The organism is Streptomyces olivoverticillatus (assembly GCF_014203555.1).
GTDB classification, from domain to species: Bacteria; Actinomycetota; Actinomycetes; order Streptomycetales; family Streptomycetaceae; genus Streptomyces; species Streptomyces olivoverticillatus.
The window spans coordinates 286,858-303,670 of record NZ_JACHJH010000001.1 but is presented as its reverse complement, the minus strand read 5'-3'; the positions used below and the strand labels follow the sequence as shown (position 1 = coordinate 303,670).

11 protein-coding genes and 1 pseudogene are annotated in these 16,813 nt (G+C 74.0%); 3 read left to right on the top strand and 9 right to left on the bottom strand.

The features are described 5' to 3' along the window. Positions 1-145: 145 nt before the first annotated feature. A pseudogene (locus FHS39_RS01355) lies at positions 146-2,743 on the top strand (ATP-binding protein); the annotation flags it as partial. Positions 2,744-2,815: 72 nt separating this feature from the next. Here FHS39_RS01355 and nucS read toward each other — a convergent pair. After that, complete coding sequence (gene nucS / locus FHS39_RS01350) at positions 2,816-3,478, bottom strand: endonuclease NucS (protein WP_045932247.1); 663 nt, start codon at positions 3,476-3,478, stop codon at positions 2,816-2,818. A gap of 212 nt (positions 3,479-3,690) precedes the next feature. On the opposite strand from nucS, the gene FHS39_RS01345 reads away from it, so the two are divergent. Next, positions 3,691-4,083 (top strand): SCO5389 family protein, encoded by a 393-nt coding sequence (locus tag FHS39_RS01345; protein WP_184345886.1) that lies wholly within the window; start codon positions 3,691-3,693, stop codon positions 4,081-4,083. A gap of 79 nt (positions 4,084-4,162) precedes the next feature. On the opposite strand, the gene FHS39_RS01340 is transcribed toward FHS39_RS01345, so the two are convergent. Continuing rightward, entirely contained in the window at positions 4,163-5,188 is a 1,026-nt protein-coding gene (locus FHS39_RS01340) for an LLM class flavin-dependent oxidoreductase (RefSeq protein ID WP_184345885.1), read from the bottom strand. A 202-nt stretch (positions 5,189-5,390) separates the two neighbouring features. On the opposite strand from FHS39_RS01340, the gene FHS39_RS01335 reads away from it, so the two are divergent. Continuing rightward, positions 5,391-5,723, top strand: a complete 333-nt coding sequence (locus FHS39_RS01335) for an ATP/GTP-binding protein (RefSeq protein WP_184345884.1) — start codon at positions 5,391-5,393, stop codon at positions 5,721-5,723. Positions 5,724-5,761: 38 nt separating this feature from the next. Here the strand turns inward: FHS39_RS01335 and FHS39_RS01330 are convergent, their stop codons facing one another. The 7 genes from FHS39_RS01330 to scy all read right to left on the bottom strand — a co-directional run bounded on the left by FHS39_RS01330 (position 5,762) and on the right by scy (position 16,772). Then, positions 5,762-6,664 (bottom strand): ABC transporter permease, encoded by a 903-nt coding sequence (locus tag FHS39_RS01330; RefSeq protein WP_184345883.1) that lies wholly within the window; start codon positions 6,662-6,664, stop codon positions 5,762-5,764. Further along, positions 6,661-7,821, bottom strand: coding sequence for an ABC transporter ATP-binding protein (locus tag FHS39_RS01325; RefSeq protein WP_184345882.1), 1,161 nt, complete (start codon positions 7,819-7,821; stop codon positions 6,661-6,663). Before FHS39_RS01325 ends, FHS39_RS01330 begins: the two co-directional genes overlap by 4 nt. A gap of 103 nt (positions 7,822-7,924) precedes the next feature. Next, positions 7,925-8,809 (bottom strand): hypothetical protein, encoded by an 885-nt coding sequence (locus FHS39_RS01320; protein ID WP_343069297.1) that lies wholly within the window; start codon positions 8,807-8,809, stop codon positions 7,925-7,927. A gap of 3 nt (positions 8,810-8,812) precedes the next feature. Further along, positions 8,813-9,595 carry an ABC transporter permease gene (locus FHS39_RS01315; RefSeq protein ID WP_184346623.1) on the bottom strand — a complete coding sequence of 261 codons (783 nt, stop codon included), beginning with the start codon at positions 9,593-9,595 and terminating at the stop codon, positions 8,813-8,815. Positions 9,596-9,597: 2 nt separating this feature from the next. Then, the gene (locus tag FHS39_RS01310) at positions 9,598-10,575 is read right to left on the bottom strand and encodes an ATP-binding cassette domain-containing protein (RefSeq protein WP_184345881.1); all 978 of its coding nucleotides are present in this window, start codon (positions 10,573-10,575) and stop codon (positions 9,598-9,600) included. A gap of 148 nt (positions 10,576-10,723) precedes the next feature. Continuing rightward, entirely contained in the window at positions 10,724-11,662 is a 939-nt protein-coding gene (locus tag FHS39_RS01305; RefSeq protein WP_045932255.1) for a coiled-coil domain-containing protein, read from the bottom strand. 124 nt (positions 11,663-11,786) lie between these two features. After that, positions 11,787-16,772, bottom strand: a complete 4,986-nt coding sequence (gene scy / locus FHS39_RS01300) for a polarized growth protein Scy (RefSeq protein ID WP_221462261.1) — start codon at positions 16,770-16,772, stop codon at positions 11,787-11,789. Between the last annotated feature and the right edge of the window lie 41 nt (positions 16,773-16,813).

Sequence of the window (16,813 nt, the reverse complement as noted above, 5' to 3'; positions counted from 1 at the left end):
TGTTCGGTTTCCCGCCGCCACGAAAGCCCACGGCGGGCACCGGACCGTCAAGTGACGGCTCGGGCGGCAGCTCGCGGCCGGAGGTCGAAGGAGTGCGGACAGGCCGAGGGCACGACGGCACGCCACGCATTGGGGGCTCTGAACCATGGACCCGACGAACCGGGAATCCGGGGAGAACCACAACGACGAGCAGGCTCCCGCTCCCGCCGACGGCGGCGAGAAGCGGCGCCCGCCCCGGCAGGCCCCGGTACCGGAAGCCGGCGGCCAGGGCCCGGTGCGCGTCGTCCAGCTCGTGAGCGGTGACTACCTCCTCACCGTCAACCCCGTCGACGGCAGCGAAATAGAGCCCTGCCCGCCCGGCAAGCTGCCCGCCCGGGCCCGGCGGCGCGATGCCGACGGGCGCGAGGCGCTGCGCCGCGCCGCCGCGCCCCCGCCGCCCGCCCGCCCCGCCGGGCCCGACATCCCGCTGGTGGGCCGCCAGGAGGAGCGCGAGAGACTGGCGCGCCTGCTCTCGCGCGGCCGCTCCGTGCGCCTGACCGGCCCCGCCGGCTCCGGCCGCAGCGCCCTGCTGGACGCCGTCGCCGAGGACTGCGCCGAGCTCGCCCCCGACGGCGTCGTACGGCTCGGCGGCCGCCACCGCACCGCCGCCGACCTGCTCCAGGAACTGTTCGCCACCGTCTACGACGCACCTCTGCACCGCCCCGACCGCGCCGCCCTGCTCGCGGCCGTCCAGGAGATCGGCGCCGTCGTCGTCGTCGACGACCTGGAGTTCGGCGGCAGCGCGCTCGACGAGCTGCTCGACGCGACCCCCGAGTGCGCCTTCCTGCTCGCCGCCACCCCCGACGTGGCCGCACCGTCGGCCGACTCGCACCTGGAAGAGGTCTTCCTCAACGGCCTCGACCGCACCGGCTGCCTGGAGCTGCTGGAGCGGGCCGTGGACCGGGCGCTGACCGACGAGGAGGCGGACTGGGCGGCGGACCTGTGGTTCGAGTCCGAAGGGCTGCCGCTGCGCTTCGTCCAGGCGGGCGCCCTGCTGCGGCACCGCGACGCCGGGTCCGCCGACCCGGCCGATGTCGAGGAGTTCGGCGTCTTCGCCGAGCGGCCCTACGCCGAAGGGTCCGACGGTCCCGCCGAAGCCGCACCGCTGCCCACGCTCGCCCAGGCCGCCGCCCCCGCCGCGCTGCTCGTCTCGCGGCTGAGCAAGGCCGCCCGCGAGACGCTGCGCTTCGCGCTCGCGCTCGGCGGGGAGCTGCCCCACCAGGCACACCTGCCCGCCCTCGCCGGGGACACCCACGCCGACGCGGCCATCGGCGATCTGCTCGCCTGCGGCCTGATCAGCACGGTGGGCGCCCACTACCGGCTGGCGGCGGGCGTCGCCGACCAACTGCTCGCCGAGGGCTACGGCACCGACGCCGTCTCCCTCGCGCTCTCCGCCGCCCAGCACTACGCCTGGTGGGCCGGCCACCCCTCGGTCACCCCCGAGCGGATCGCCGTCGAGGCGGACACGATCCTCGCCGCCATGGGCGCGCTGGTCTCCGACGGCGAGGCCGGGCACCGGGCCGCCGCGCTGCTGCTGGCCCGCACCGCCGCCCCGGCGTTCGCGGCGGCCCTGCACTGGGGCGCCTGGGAGCGCAGCCTGCGCTGCGGCCAGGAAGCGGCCCGGCGGGCGGGCGAGGTGGGCGAAGAAGCGTATTTCCACCATGAGTTGGGCGTATTGGCGCTGTGCAGCGGCAATCTGGACCGGGCCCGCGCCGAGCTGGAGGCGTCCATCGGGCTGCGCGGCGTGCTCGCGGACAAGCGCGGCGCGGTCGCGGGCCGGCGCGCCCTCGCGCTCGTCGCGGACCGCTCCGGCCTGGCCATGGGCGCCCGCCCGGCCCCCGCGCCCGGCCCCGGCGGCGTGCCCCGGCCCGTACCGCCCCTGCCGCCGATGCGCGGCACCGTGGGCAGCCAGACGCCCGCGGGCGAGGAGATCCCGGCCGCGCGCAGCGAGGAGTCGGCGGCACCGCCCGCCAAGCCCGTGCCCAGGCCCGTGCCCAGGCCCGTGCCCGCCGCCCCGGCCGAGGTCACCACCGCGATCATCAACCGGGTCCCGGCGCCCAAGGCCCCGCCGCACACCCCGGCGGCCCCGCGGTCGTGGACGCAGAAGCTGATGGCGGGCGGCAACCGGCGCAATCTGGCCGCGGCAGGCGCGGGCGCCGTCCTCGCGGCCGTGCTCGCCGCCGTCGTCACCCTCGGCTCGGCCTCCGGCGGCAGCGACAACAAGCACTCGGACACGGTCAAGCCCGGCCAGTCCGCCTCCGAGCAGGACGGCGACAAGGGCCTGAGCGCCGACGAGCCGGCCGCGGGGGAGAGCGGCGCACCCCAGGTGCCCGGCAAGCCCCGCAAGCCCGGCCAGTCGCCCGGCGCGGGCGGCGCCCCGAGCTCCCCGGGCGCCACCGGCAGCGCCTCGCCCTCCGCCCCGGGCAGCAGCGGCCCGGCCACGCAGTCGCCCACGCCCACGGGCGGGCCGACGCACGGCCCCACGCACTCGCCCACCAGCGACCCCACGGGGAATCCGACCTCGTCCGGGCCGACGTCGGGGCCGACGGGCTCGCCCACCAAGCCCACCGAGCCGACGATCACGCCGCCGACCCAGCCCACGGCGGGCGGCAGCTCCAACTCGGCGAGCGGCCCGGCACCGGGCGGGACCCCCTCGCGGGGCAGCGGCAGCGGCAGCACGGGCAGCGGCACACCGGTCGCCTGACCTGGACGGAAGAAGGGGCCCGTACGGAAACGTACGGGCCCCTTCGCTGTGCGCCGAGGTGAGGACAGAGCCTCAGAACAGCCGCAGCTTGTCGTCCTCGATGCCGCGCAGCGCGTCGTAGTCCAGCACCACACAGCCGATGCCGCGGTCGGTGGCGAGCACCCGGGCCTGCGGCTTGATCTCCTGGGCGGCGAAGATGCCGCGCACCGGAGCGAGGTGCGGGTCGCGGTTGAGGAGCTCCAGGTAGCGGGTGAGCTGCTCCACACCGTCGATCTCGCCGCGCCGCTTGAGCTCCACGGCCACCGTGGCGCCGTCGGCGTCCCGGCAGAGGATGTCCACCGGGCCGATGGCCGTCGGGTACTCGCGGCGGATCAGGGTGTACCCCTCGCCGAGGGTCTCGATGCGGTCCGCGAGGAGCTCTTGGAGGTGCGCTTCCACGCCGTCCTTGATGAGGCCCGGGTCGACGCCGAGCTCGTGCGAGGAGTCGTGCAGCACCTCCTCCATGGTGATGATGAGCTTCTCGCCCGCCTTGTTGATCACCGTCCACACGCTGTCGTCGCCCTCCTTGAGGGTGCACGGCGGGGACATCCAGTTGAGGGGCTTGTAGGCCCGGTCGTCCGCATGGATCGAGACGCTGCCGTCCGCCTTCACAAGGATCAGACGGGGAGCCAAGGGCAGGTGGGCGGTGAGCCGGCCCGCGTAGTCCACGGAGCAACGGGCGATGACGAGACGCATGGTGTGCCACGCTACTCGACTCCCGGCACTCCACGCGATTCGCCCTGGATGGGCCCCTTCGGCTTTGGCCAGTTGTATGTGCGTTCTCCTGGTGGGGCAGGGGTGGCCGGATTACCGTTGAAGCGGGCGGTCGTCGTACGGGCACAGGGCGTCGTCGTCCGCTCGCCCATCCCGTAAGACCCCGCTGGCGTGGGGTCGCGAGAGGAGAACCCATGTCGCTCGACGTCTCACCGGCCCTCCTTGATCAGGCCGAGCGAGGCGAGGTCGACGAAGCCGATTTTGTCGACTGCGTCCGGACCTCCCTGCCTTACGCATGGGAGATGATCAGCTCCCTGGTGGCCCAGCTCAGGGTCGACGGCGGTGAGTTCGCCGACAACCGGACGCCGCCGCCGGACGAGCAGGCGCGCGGGCAGCTGCTGCGCGCCCTGGCGAGTGACGCGATCCGCGGTGCGCTGCAGCGACACTTCGGGGTCCGCCTGGCGTTCCAGAACTGCCACCGCGTGGCGGTCTTCCCCCTCGACCCTTCGGCGGACGAGCGCCTGGCCCGCTTCACCTCGGCCAGAGGGCAGCTGCTGAACCAGTCCCCCGAGCTCCGCGACTGCTGAGGCGCCTTGTGCTGCCGCTCCGGCCGGGGAAGGTGCGACGGACAAGGGGCGGCAGCCCGACCGGGCCCGGGCCCGGGAGTCAGCCGAGCAGGGGCAGCACTTCCCCGCCCAGCCTGCGGAGGTTGTCCTCGGTGGCCGCGAGGTCACCGGAGCCCTCGGCCAGCAGGGCGAAGCGGTTGATGCCGGTGCGCTCGGAGGTGGCCGCGAGCCGGTCCGCGCACAGCCGGGGCGTCCCCACCGGATGGAGGGCGCAGAGCAGCTCGGTGTACTCGTGGGGGTCGCGCATCCGGCGCTGCCGGCCGTCGACCGTCACATGGGCGGAGAGGCCGTGGTGCAGCCATCCGGGCATCGTCTTGAGCAGCGTCTGTGCCGCCTCGAAACTGCGGTCCGCGATCTGCACCACACCGGCCGCCACATGCCCGGCCGCCGCCACCTTCTCCGGCGGACTGCCCGCCTCCAGGGCGCACTTGCGCCACAGGGTGACCATCTCCGCCTTCTCCTCGTCCGTGCTGTGCATGCCCAGCAGCATCGGCAGGCCGTGCGCCGCCGCCAGCCGCACGCTCGGGGGTGAGGTGCAGGCGACGACCACCCCGGGCCCGGCGGAGCCCAGCAGGTCGTCCGGGCGGGGCACGACCGGCACCTCGCGGAAGGCGAACCGCTCCCCGATGCTGCCCACCCGGGGCTCGCGCAGCCAGCGCATCAGCAATTCGAGGGATTCGGGAAACCCCTCTTCGTAGGCCGCCAGGCCCGAGTTGAACACTTCGAGGTCGACCCAGGGGCCGCCGCGGCCCACCCCGAGGGTGAACCGGCCGCCCGACGTCAGATGCAGCATCGCCGCCTGCTCGCCGAGCGTGACCGGGTGCACGTTCGGCAGGACGCTCACGGCCGTGCCCACCCCGATGGTGCGGGTGCGGCCCAGCAGCAGGGCGGCCAGCGTCACCGCCGAGGGGCAGACCCCGTACGGCACGAAGTGGTGCTCAGCCACCCAGACCGCGTCCAGCCCGGCCTGCTCGGCGACCTCCGCCGAGCGCACGGCCCGGTACAGCGCCTCCCCGTGGCCCTGGCCCGGGAACTGGGCGGCCAGGACAAAGGCTCCTACGCGCATCGCTCTTGTACCTCCTAGCGACCGACGCGGCATCCCCCTGGAGGCATTAACGCCCGACACGTGCCGAAGGTACGGCCGGGCGTGAAGTTTTCATGATGATCGGAGAGGAGGCGCCATAACGGCTGCGGACGGCGGGCCAAGCGGGTGACGGTGACGCGTACGCTGGTCACGGCCCGTAGCTTCCCAACACCCGAGGTGCCCCGTGTCCCCGCGCCGAAACCGCCCGCGAGGCGGTGCCGAGAGTCAAGCCCCCACCCCGTACCAGGGCGGTGGCGACCGCTACGGCCTGGAGCGCACGGAGGACTGGCAGGGCGAGGAGTGGGCGGTGCGCACGGTCGGCGGCGGCTCGGCGACCAAGCACTACCGCTGCCCCGGCTGCGACCAGGAGATCCCGCCCGGGGTGCCGCACCTGGTGGTCTGGCCGCGGTTCGGCGGCGGCGTCGAGGACCGGCGGCACTGGCACAAGTCCTGCTGGAACGCGCGAGACCGCCGGAGCGCCCGGCTCCAGCGGTCTCGCAATGCGCCGCGGTACTGACGAACTCGCGGCCTTCGGTGGTCCTTTGCGCCCGGCGGCTACGAATCCCGCTGCACCAGCGAGGCGTAGGCGCCCAGCAGCCCGGCCGCGGCCAGGCCCAGCATGATCCACAGCGGCGTCCAGCCGGAGATGCCGTTGGAGGCGCCGGAGCTGTAGAGCACGGCCAGCTGGTTGGGCACCGAGTAGACCAGCATGGCCTGCCGGACGTCCGCGAGGCTGGAGCTGAACATGAACATCGCCAGGACCAGCGGCAGCAGCATCACGCCCAGCATCACCGTGATCGCCCCGGCCGAGTGCCGCAGCAGCGTGCCCACCGCGAGCGCCAGCAGGCCCAGCAGCGCCAGGTAGAGGCTCACGCCGACCGTCGCCTTGAGCCACTCCGTGCCGCTCGGGGCGTGCGCCACCAGGTCGCCCACCAGCATCGAGTCGACGATGGAGACGAGCGTGGTGCAGACCAGGGTGATGCCGAAGACCAGCAGGAAGAAGACGATCGCCTTGGCCGTCAGCACCCGGCCCCGGTCCGGGCAGGCGGTCAGCGTGGTGCGGATCAGGCCGGTGCCGTACTCGGTGGAGATCGTCAGCACGCCCAGCGTGATCACGCAGATCGTGCCGAGCAGCACGCCGTAGAAGCCGAGGATGAGCAGCGGCGTGTCGGGCTTTTCCCCGGTGTGGGCCGAGCCGCTGACGACCGCGCCGGCCAGCAGCCCGATGCCCAGGACCAGGGTGACCATGACGCCGAGCGTCCACATCGTGGACCGGACGGACCGGATCTTCGTCCACTCGGAGGCGATGGCGCCGCCGAGGGTGGCCTTGCGGACCGGGATCGGCGAGACGTAGCCGCCCGCGGGCGCCTGGCCGGGCCAGTAGCCCTGCGGCTGGCCCTGCGGCGGGAACTGGGGAGCCTGCTGCGGGGGCGCGGGGTGCTGCTGCGGGGTGGTCATCGGGCGTCCTCGCTGTCGCGCTTGGTCAGATCGGCGGGGGCGGGTACGGATGCGGGCGCGCTCGGCGGCACGGGCGGGGCGGCCGGCGCGGCGGCGACGGGCTGGGCGTAGGGGTTGGGGCGCTCGCCCTCCAGGACCGGGTAGGCCGTCTCCTGCCAGCCCTGCTGCGGCATCTGCGGCATCGCGGGCATCTGGTGGCCGAACGCCGGGGCGGGCGGCTGGAATCCGGCGCGCTGGTCGTCGGTCGAGCGGTAGTCGACGGCGCCCTGCGTCATCCGCATGTACGCCTCTTCCAGCGAGGCCTGGTGGGGGGAGAGCTCCCACAGGCGCACGTCCGCGCCGTGCGCGACGTCGCTGATGCGGGGCAGAGGCAGGCCCGTCACCCGCATTCCGCCGTCCTGCTCGGGCAGCACCCGGCCACCCGCCTCGACCAGCGCGGCCGTGAGCTTCTCGCGCTGCTCCGGCTCGCCGTCGGGCGTGCGGACGCGGGCGAAGTCCGCGGAGTTCGCGGAGATGAAGTCCTTGACGCTCATGTCGGCCATCAGCTGGCCGCGGCCGATGACGATGAGGTGGTCGGCGGTCAGCGCCATCTCGCTCATCAGGTGCGAGGAGACGAAGACCGTCCGGCCCTCGGCCGCCAGCCGCTTCATCAGATTGCGGACCCAGAGGATGCCCTCGGGGTCGAGGCCGTTGACCGGCTCGTCGAAGAGCAGCACCTGCGGGTCGCCGAGCAGCGCCGCCGCGATGCCCAGGCGCTGGCCCATGCCCAGGGAGAAGCCCTTGGAGCGCTTCCGGGCCACGTCCTGCAGGCCGACGACCCCGAGCACCTCGTCGACCCGGCTTGCCGGGATGCCGGAGAGCTGGGCGAGCGAGAGCAGGTGCAGCCGGGCGCTGCGGCCGCCGTGCACCGCCTTGGCGTCGAGCAGCGCACCGACCTGGCGGGGGGCGTTGGGCAGCTGGTGGAAGGGCCGGCCGCCGACCGTCACGTATCCGGAGGTCGGCCGGTCCAGGCCGAGGATCATCCGCATCGTCGTCGACTTGCCCGAGCCGTTCGGGCCCAGGAAGCCGGTGACGGCGCCGGGCCGCACCTGGAAGGTCAAGTTGTGCACGGCCGTCTTGGCGCCGTAGCGCTTTGTCAGGCCGACTGCCTCGATCATTCTCCGCCCCTCGCGAGCTCGTCGGGCAAAAGCCCCCGTAAGGGTAAGGAGCTTAGTCGAGGGGTTGACGGTTCCATCCGGGCTGAAAGGCGGGCGCCGGCCGTCACAACGGCCAGGGCGAAGGTCCCGGCAGCTCGTCGTGGCACAGCGCCGCGCCCACGGGCTCCTGCACCGGGGGAAGGCCGCACTCCTCGAGCGTCCAGCCCTCCTCCGCGAAGATCCCGGTGCCCTCCGCCCGCACCACCGGGTCGGCGGCCGCCAGCCGCACCCAGGAAGCCGGGTCGGGGCCGAGCAGCCGGTGCAGCCGGGGCGATGCCAGCAGCGCGGCGAGCAGGGCGCTCTGGTCCCGGCCGCCGGGGCGGGGCGCCCCGGTGCGGGGGTCGGTGAGCACGCCGTACTTGCTGACGTACACGTACGCCCCGCCGAGCCGCTCCCCGGACGGCATGGTCATCACGAACCGCTCGCCGGGCAGCAGGACGCGCCGGTAGCAGCCCTCCGTGACGTCCACGGCCGCGAGCTGGGCCGCGTCCAGCCAGCTGACGACCAGCAGCCGTTCGGCGTCCGGGTCCGCGTAGGGCGCGGCCGCCACGTACCCGGCGCGGCCGATGTGCCCGGAGCAGCCCACGCCGATGCCGCGCACCCGCACCGGGACCATGGGCACGGTGGCGTCCAGGCCGCAGGCGGCGAACTTGTGGGCGAGCTGGGCGGGGCAGGCATTGGAGCCGACGGCGAGGACAGGGTGGCGGCGGCCGGTCACGGGCCCGCCGAGGGCGGCGAGGACGTGGTCGAGCTCGCGCACCCGGCCGTCGTGGTCCAGTGTCCAGGCGCCCAGCGGCAGCGGCCGTACCGCGAGCGCCAGCAGCTCCGGGCCGGTGAGCAGGGAGGGCTCGGGCGCCGGGCGGCCGGGGTAGGCCAGAGGCTGCTGCGCGGGCACCACGTCCAGCCCCAGCGCGGCCAGCGTGCGCGGGTTCGCCGGGGGCGGCGCCACGGGCTAGGCGTCGCGCTTCTTGAGCAGGACGTACGCCCCTACGAGCGCGGCCACCACCCACAGCACCATGATCGTGAAGCCGCCCCAGGGCCCGTAGGGGGCCTCGCTGTCGTAGGTGACCACCTGCATGATCTTCTGCCCGGCCTGGTCCGGCAGGTAGCGGCCGACCTTCTGGGTGGCGGGGACGTGGCCGAGGATGTTGGAGATCAGGAAGAAGAACGGCATCAGAATGCCGAGCGCCAGCATGGGGCTGCGCAGCATGGTGGCGACGCCCATGGAGAAGACGGTGATCAGCGTCATGTAGAGGCCGCCGCCGATGACGGCGCGCAGCACTCCGGGATCGCCGAGCGATGCCTTGAGGCTGCCGAGCATCGCCTGGCCGAGGAAGAAGGAGACAAAGCCGGTCAGCATGGCGACGGCGAATGCGAACAGCGTCGCCATGACGATCTTGCTGAAGAGAAAGATGCCGCGCTGCGGAACGGCGGCGAGCGAAGTGCGGATCATTCCGGTGCTGTATTCATTGGAGACCACCAGCACCCCGAAAACGATCAATGCGAGCTGGCCGAGACCCATCCCCGCGAAACTCGTGAACGTCGGATCGAATGTGATCTTGTCTTTCGGTGGCAGATTCTCGAAGTTCTTCTTCGTCAAAGCGCTGATCAGAGCGCCGAGGGCGACCGTCACCACGAAGGCGATGCCCAGCGTCCACACCGTGGAACGCACCGATTTGATCTTTGTCCATTCCGACTGCAGGACCTGCTGCACCGCGGTCACGGGCACCGCCATCGTCACGATCCCTTCTTCCGCCAGTCGTCCCCCCAGCCCGCGCCCGGCGGCGGCGCCCCCGAGCCCGCCGGGCGGCCGTCGTGCGCGTGGTACTCCACCGACTCGGCGGTCAGCTGCATGAAGGCCTCCTCCAGGGAGGCCCGCTGCGGGCTCAGCTCGTGCAGCACGAGCTGGTGCCGCGCGGCCAGCTCGCCCAGGTGCGCCGCGTCCTCGCCGTTCACGTGCAGCGAGCCCTCCTCACCCGGCACGGCCGTGATGCCCGCCCCCGACAGCATGTCCCTGAGGCGCTCCTGCTGCGGCGAGCGCATCCGCACGTACGACCGGGAGTTCTCCGCGATGAAGGCGGCCATCGAGGTGTCCGCCAGCAGCCGCCCCTGCCCGATGACCACCAAGTGGTCGGCGGTCAGCGCCATCTCGCTCATCAGGTGCGAGGAGACGAAGACCGTGCGCCCCTGGGCGGCGAGGTTCTTCATCAGATTGCGGATCCAGTGGATGCCCTCGGGGTCGAGGCCGTTGACCGGCTCGTCGAACATCAGGATCTGCGGGTCGCCCAGCAGCGCCGCCGCGATGCCCAGGCGCTGGCCCATGCCGAGCGAGAAGCCCTTGAAGCGCTTTTTGGCCACCGAGGTGAGGCCGACCGTGTCCAGCACCTCCCGCACCCGCGCGCGCGGGATGCCGTTGCTCTGCGCCAGGCACAGCAGGTGGTTGAAGGCGCTGCGGCCGCCGTGCGCGGCCTTGGCGTCGAGCAGGGCGCCCACCATCTTCAAGGGGTCGTGCAGCTGCCGGTAGTGCTTGCCGTCGATGAGGACCGTGCCGTCGGTCGGATTGTCCAGGTCGAGCACCATCCGCATGGTCGTCGACTTGCCCGCGCCATTGGGGCCCAGGAAGCCCGTGACGAGGCCGGGGCGCACGGTGAAGGTGAGGTGATCCACGGCGAGCTTGTCGCCGTAGCGCTTGGTCAGCCCCGCAAGCTCGATCATTCAGCCACGGTAAGGGCGCCCGTGGCCCCCCGCCACCGGTACGAGGCCCTCCGGGACAACCCCAGCGCGCCGTGCGCCACCCCAAGCGGCACACGACGCGCTGAGCACACGCTCCCCGTTGACGACCGACCCCGCGCGACCCCGCGCCTCAGCGGCTCTGCTGGGCCGGGACGCCGCGCGAGATCGGCTCGTCGTCCCCGGGCACGCCGGCCGCGGCCACGGCCGCGCCGGTCAGCGTCGCCAGCATCTCGCGGACGTTCGTCAGCTGCGCGTTGATGCTGTCGCGGCGGTTGGTGAGCGCCGCCAGCTCCCGCTCGGACTCGCTGCGGATGCGGTCCGCCTTGGCGTTGGCGTCCGCCACGATGTCCTCGGCCTGGCGCTGCGCGGTCTCCACCGTCTGCCGGGCCCGGCGCTCCGCGTCCGTCCGCAGCTTCTCGGCCTCCAGGCGCAGCTGCTCGGCCCGGTGCTCGATCTCCGCCAGCCGCTTCTCCGCCTTGGCCTGACGGGAGGCCAGGTCGCGCTCGGACTGCTCGCGGCGCTTGGCCAGATTCGTCTCGAAGTCGGCGGCCGCCTGCGCGGCCTTGGCGCGCGTCTCCTCGAAGAGGGCATCCGCCTCCTCGCGCTTGGACTGCGCGTCCTTCTGCGCCTCGGCACGCAGCGTGGCGGCGTCGCCCTTCGCCTTCTCGACGATCCGGGCGCCCTCGTCCTCCGCCTTGGCCTTGCGGTCCGAGGCGAAGGACTCCGCGTCGTTGCGCACCTGCTGGGCGGCCGACTCGGCCAGCTCGCGGTGCTGCTCGGCCGCGCGCCGGGCCTCCTCACGCAGGTCCTTGGCCTCCTCCTCGGCCAGCCGGAGGATCTTCTCGACCCGCGCGCCGAGCCCCGCGTAGGAGGGCTCGGCGTCATTGATCTGTGCCTGAGCGTTCTGCGTCTCGAGGTGCAGCTCCTCGATGCGCTTTTCCAGCGAGGTGATCCGTGCCAGTGCGCTGTCACGGTCCGCTACGAGCTTCGTAATGCGGTCGTCCACCTGGCCGCGGTCGTATCCACGCCGCACCAACTCGAAGCCGAAGGGGGAGGAAGTGTCGCTCATGGGGTTCCTGTCATTGGAGAACCGGTGAGGTGATGGAGGAATCCTAGGGGCGTGAGCGGCGTGTCATCGAGCAGATGGTTATAGATAGTTGGGGAATCCGGAAACCGACCCCTCGATTGAGTGGCTACTTCCGGTCCTGCTTGCCACCCGATCGAGTTGCGCCGACACCGGCCGCCGCCTTCACCCCGCCCTCCTTGGATCCGCCTGCCCCGGGGGACTCAAATGATTCCAACGCTTCCAACACGTCCTGGACACGGGAAATCTCGGCCTGAATGTCCTCACGACGGCGGACCAGCACCTCCAACTCCCGCTTTCCTTCGTCGATAAGGCGCGCAGCCTCCTCCCGAGCCTCGGTGCGCAGGCGCTCGGCGTCCCTTACGGCGCCCGCCTTCTTCTGCTCGGCCTCCTTGATCAGGCCATCCGCCTTCTTCACGGCGGTGATGCGCACCTTGCTCGCCTCGCTGCTGGCGTCCGACAGCAGCTTCTCCGCCTTCTCCTCGGCGTTCGCCAGCTGCTCGGTGGCCGCGGCCACCAGCTTGTCGCAGCGCTCGCCCGCGGACTGCATCGCCTCGGACGCCTCCCGGCGGGCCCGCTCGTGCAGCTCCTCGACCTCGCCCTCGATCCGGCTGCGCAGCTCCTCGGCACGGTCCCTTATGCCGGTCGCGTCCCCACGGGCCTCCGCCAGCAGGGTGTTGGCGTCCGTACGGGCCTGCTCGACCAGGGCGTTGCCCTCGCCGGTCGCCTCCGCGACGATCCGATCGGCCTCCCGGCGGGCCGCGCCCACCATGGCATCGGCCTGCTCCTCGGCGGCCGCGGCCGCCCGCACCGCCTCCTCCTGCGCCTTGGCGATCAGCGCGTCCGCCTGCTCGGCGGCGTCGGCCAGCTTCCTGGCACCCGCGTCGCGCGCCTCGTCGACCGTCCGCTCGCCCTCGGCACGCGCCTCGGCGCGCAGCCGCTCCGCCTCCATGACGGCGTCGGCCTTGAGCTTCGCGGAGTCCGCACGCGTGCTGTTGGCGTTCTCCTGCGCGGCCGACAGCGCCTCGGCGGCCTCCAGGGACATCCGCTCCGCCTCGGCCGTGGCCTCGGCGATGAGCTGATCGGCCTGCTCGGCAGCCTCGGTGCGCCGGGCGCCCGCGGCCTCCCGCGCCTCGTCCAGCACGCGGCTTGCGTCCTCGTGCAGCCGCTCGGCCTCCGCGTTGGCCTCGGCGACCGTCCGCTCGGCCCGCTCCACGGCCTCCGCCCGGAGCGCCTCGGCGGCCTCGCGGGCCTCCTCCTCCATACGGGTGGCCTCGCGCAGCGCCGCCTCGGCTGCCTCCGCGGCCTCCGCGCGCAGCTTCTCCGCCTCGGCAGTGGCCTCGGCGATCAGCTGGTCGGCCTGCTCGGCCGCCTCCGTACGCCGCGCGCCCGCGGCCTCACGGGCCTCGTCGACGATGCGGTTCGCATCGTCCTGCGCCGAAGAGGTCAGCTCCTCCGCCTCGTTGATGATCCGCTCGGCCTCGGCACGCCCCTCCGAACGGATCTTGTTCGCGTCCTCGCGGGCCTCGGCGCGCGTACGCGCCGCGTCCTGCTCGGCCGACGCCAGCGCGTCGGAGGCGTCCGTACGCATCTGCTGCGCCCTGGCGGAGGCATCCGCCACCAGCCGCTCGGACTCGGTCGTCGCCTTGTCGACGACGGCATCCGCCTTCTGCGTGGCCTGCGCCTTGTACTCGGCCGCGGCCGAGCGCAGCCGCTCCGCCTCCGCACCGGCCTCGGCGATCAGCTCGTCGGCCTGCGCCGCCGCCTCCGTGCGGTGCACGCCCGCAGCCTCGCGGGCCTCGTCGAGGGTGCGGGCCGCGTCCGTGCGCACTCGCTCGGCGTCGGCCTCGGCCTCGGCCCGGTGGGCTTCGGCCGCCTCGCGCGCCTGCTCCTCGAAGCGCGCCGCGTCCTTCCTGGCGGCCTCGACCATCTCGGCCGCGTCGGCGATCAGCCGGTCCGCATCCGCGGCCGCCTCCGCCCGGTGGCCCTCGGCCGCCTCGCGCGCCTCGTCGAGGGTGCGGGCCGCCTCGGTGCGCACTCGCTCGGCGTCGGCCTCGGCCTCGGCGCGGTGTGCCTCGGCCGCCTCGCGCGCCTGCTCCTCGAAGCGCGCCGCGTCCTGACTTGCCGACTCGACCAGCTCCGCCGCCTCCGCGACGAGCCGCTCGGCCTCCGACGTGGCCTCCGCGATGAGCTCGTCCGCCTGCGCAGCCGCCTCGGTGCGGTGGACGCCCGCGGCCTCCCGCGCCTCGTCCACCAGCTGCTCGGCCTCGGCACGCAGCCGCTCGGCGTCCGCGCCGGCCTCGGCCCGGTGCGCCTCGGCCGCCTCGCGCGCCTCGTCGACCAGGCGGGCCGCCTCCGTACGGAGCCGCTCCGCCTCCACGCCGGCCTCGGCGATCAGCTCGTCCGCCTGCGCGGCAGCCTCCGTGCGCCGGGCGCCCGCGGCCTCCCGCGCCTCGTCCAGCACACGGCTCGCGTCCGTACGAAGCCGCTCGGCCTCCTCGGTCGCCTCGGCGACCGTCCGCTCCGCCAGCTCCTTCGCGGCCTCCGCCTGCGACTGGGCCTCGGCACGCGTACGCGCCGCGTCCTCCCCGGCACGCTCCCGCTCCGCGTACGCCTCCGCACGCACCCGGTCCGCCTCGATCTGGGCGTCGGTGACGGTGCGCTCCGCATTGTGCTCGGCGGCCGAACGCAGCCCGGCGATCTCCTCCTCGGCCTGCTCGTGCAGACCCGCCACCGCATCGCGCACCTGCTGCGCGGTCTGCTCGGCCGCGGCCACGAGCTCGCTCGCGCGCTGCTCGGCCTCCTCGACCAGGCGCCGGGCCTCCTCCTGCGCCTGCTCGACCCGCGTCCGCGCCGAAGCCAGCAGCTCCTCGCTCTGCTCGCGCGCCGCCTCGCGCTCCGCCTGCGCCTCACTCCGGGCGTCACCGAGCAGCTCCTCGGCCTCACGGCGGCGCCGCGCGGCCTCCTCCTGCGCGGCGGCCAGCGCCTCGGCGGCCTCCGTCGCCGTCCGCTCGGCGGCCGCATTCGCCTCCGCCCGCATCCGGTCGGCGGTCTCCTGCGCCTCCGAGCGCAGCCGCTCGGCCTCCTCCTCGGCCTCGCCCAGCAGCCGCGCCGCCGTGGCCTCCGCCTCGGAACGCGCCGCCGTGGCCTCCGCCGCGGCCTCGGAGCGCAGCTGCTCCGCCTCCGTCTCGGCCTGCGCCTGGAGCGTACGGACCCGCTCCGCCGACTCCGTGCGCAGCTTCTCCGTCTCCTCGGCGGCCTCCCGGCGCAGCCGCTCGGCCTCGGCCCGCGCCTCGCGCAGCGCCGTCTCGGCCGCCTCGACCCGCTGATCGGCCTCGCCGTGCAGCCGGGCCAGCTCCGCCGCGGCCTCCTCGGCCCGCGCCTGCGCGGCCCGCTCGGCCTCCTCACGCGTACGCCGAGCCGCCTCGGACGCCTCCTCGCGGGTGCGCCCGGCGTGGTCCTCGGCCTCCTCGGCCATCTCCTCGGCCTCGGTGCGCGCCCGCTCCAGCAGCTCCTCGGCCTGCTTGCGCAGGCTCGCGGCGCGCTCGGCGGCCTCGGTGCGCAGCCGCTCGCTCTCCGTGCTCGCCCCGGTGCGCGTCTCCTCCGCGTCCGCCTTGGCCTTGACCAGCAGCTCCTCGGCGGTCTTGGCCGCCTCCTCGATCTGCTGCAGCGCCTCGCGCCGCGCCTCGCCCCGGATCCGCTCGCCCTCGGCGACCGCATCGGCCCGCAGCTGCTCGGCCTCCCCGCGCAGCCGCCGCGCCTCCTCCTGGAGCTCGACGGTCTTGGCGCGGTACTCCTTGGTGTCGTCCTTCGCCGCGCCCTTGAGCTGCTCGGCGGTGTCCGCGGCCTGCTCCCGCAGCCGCTCGGCCTCGGACTCGGCCTCCTTGCGGATCCGCTCGGCCTCGGCCGCGGCCGCCTTGGTGGCGGCCTGGGCGTCCTCGGTCGCCTTGGCCAGCACCTCCTCGGCCGTGCGCGCCGCCTTGGCGAGCGCCGCGGCGGAGTCCTCGGCGACGGCGCTGCGCGCCTTCTCCGCGGCCTCGGCCAGCATCCGCTCGGCATCCGCGGTCGCATCGGCCCGCAGCTGCTCGGCCTCGGCGCGCAGCGCCTCGGACTCCTTGGTGGCCTCACTGACCAGCCGGGCGATCTCGGCCCTGGCCGTACGGGTGCGCTGCTCGTTGTCCGACTCGGCGCTCGACAGCCGCCGCGAGGCGGCGTCCTTCGCCTCGGCGACCAGCTTCTCCGCCTCGGCCCGCGCCTCGCGCAGCGCCGCATCGGCCTCCTGGATGCGCGCCTCGGCGGTCCGCGTCATCTCGGTCGCGGCCGTACGCGCCTGGTCCGACTCCGCGCTCGTGGCCGACCGCAGCTGCTCGGCGTGGTCGGTGGCCTCCTGCGCCTGCGCGGAGGCGGCCGTCAGCAGCCGCTCGGCGTCCGTGCGCGCCCGGCGCAGGATCGCTTCGGCTTCGGCACGCGCCTCCTCGGCGGCGGCCCCGAGCCGGCCGCTGGCCTGCTCGGTCAGCCGCTGCGCCTCGGTGCGGGCACCGGCCAGCGCCGCCTCGGCCTCGGCCCGGGACTCCTCCAGCAGCCGCCGGGCCTGTGCCTCGGTACGGGCGCGCAGCTGCTCCGCCCAGGCGACGTTCTCGTTGACGTGCGACTCGACGGTGCGGCGGCGCTCGTTGAGCTCCTCGTCCAGCCGCTGGCGGCGCGCGACCGCCTCGGCATGCAGCTCCGACTCCATCCGGGCCTGCCGCTCGGCGTGCTCCTGCAGCAGCCGCTGCGTCTGGGCACGGGCCTCGCGCAGCTCGCGCTCGGCATCCGTGCGCAGCTGTTCGGCCTGGATCTGCGCATTGCGCAGCAATTGCTCGGCTTGGTAGCCGATGTCCGCCGAGTCATAGGCGGGACGGTGGGCGAGATTGCGCCGCGCCTCGTGGAGCTTGGCGCGCAACACCTCGACCTGGTAGCCGAGGTCGTCGGCGTGCTGGACCGCCTTCTCCCGCTCGGTCTTCAGCCGCTCCATCTCGGCCTCGAACTTCGAGAGGTGGTCGACTTCCGCCCGTTGACTCTCCTGGCGCTCGTAGCCCCGCACAGCGCGGTCCATCCGTCCCCTGGTCGCGTCGGCGGCCGGCCCCGTACTGCGTC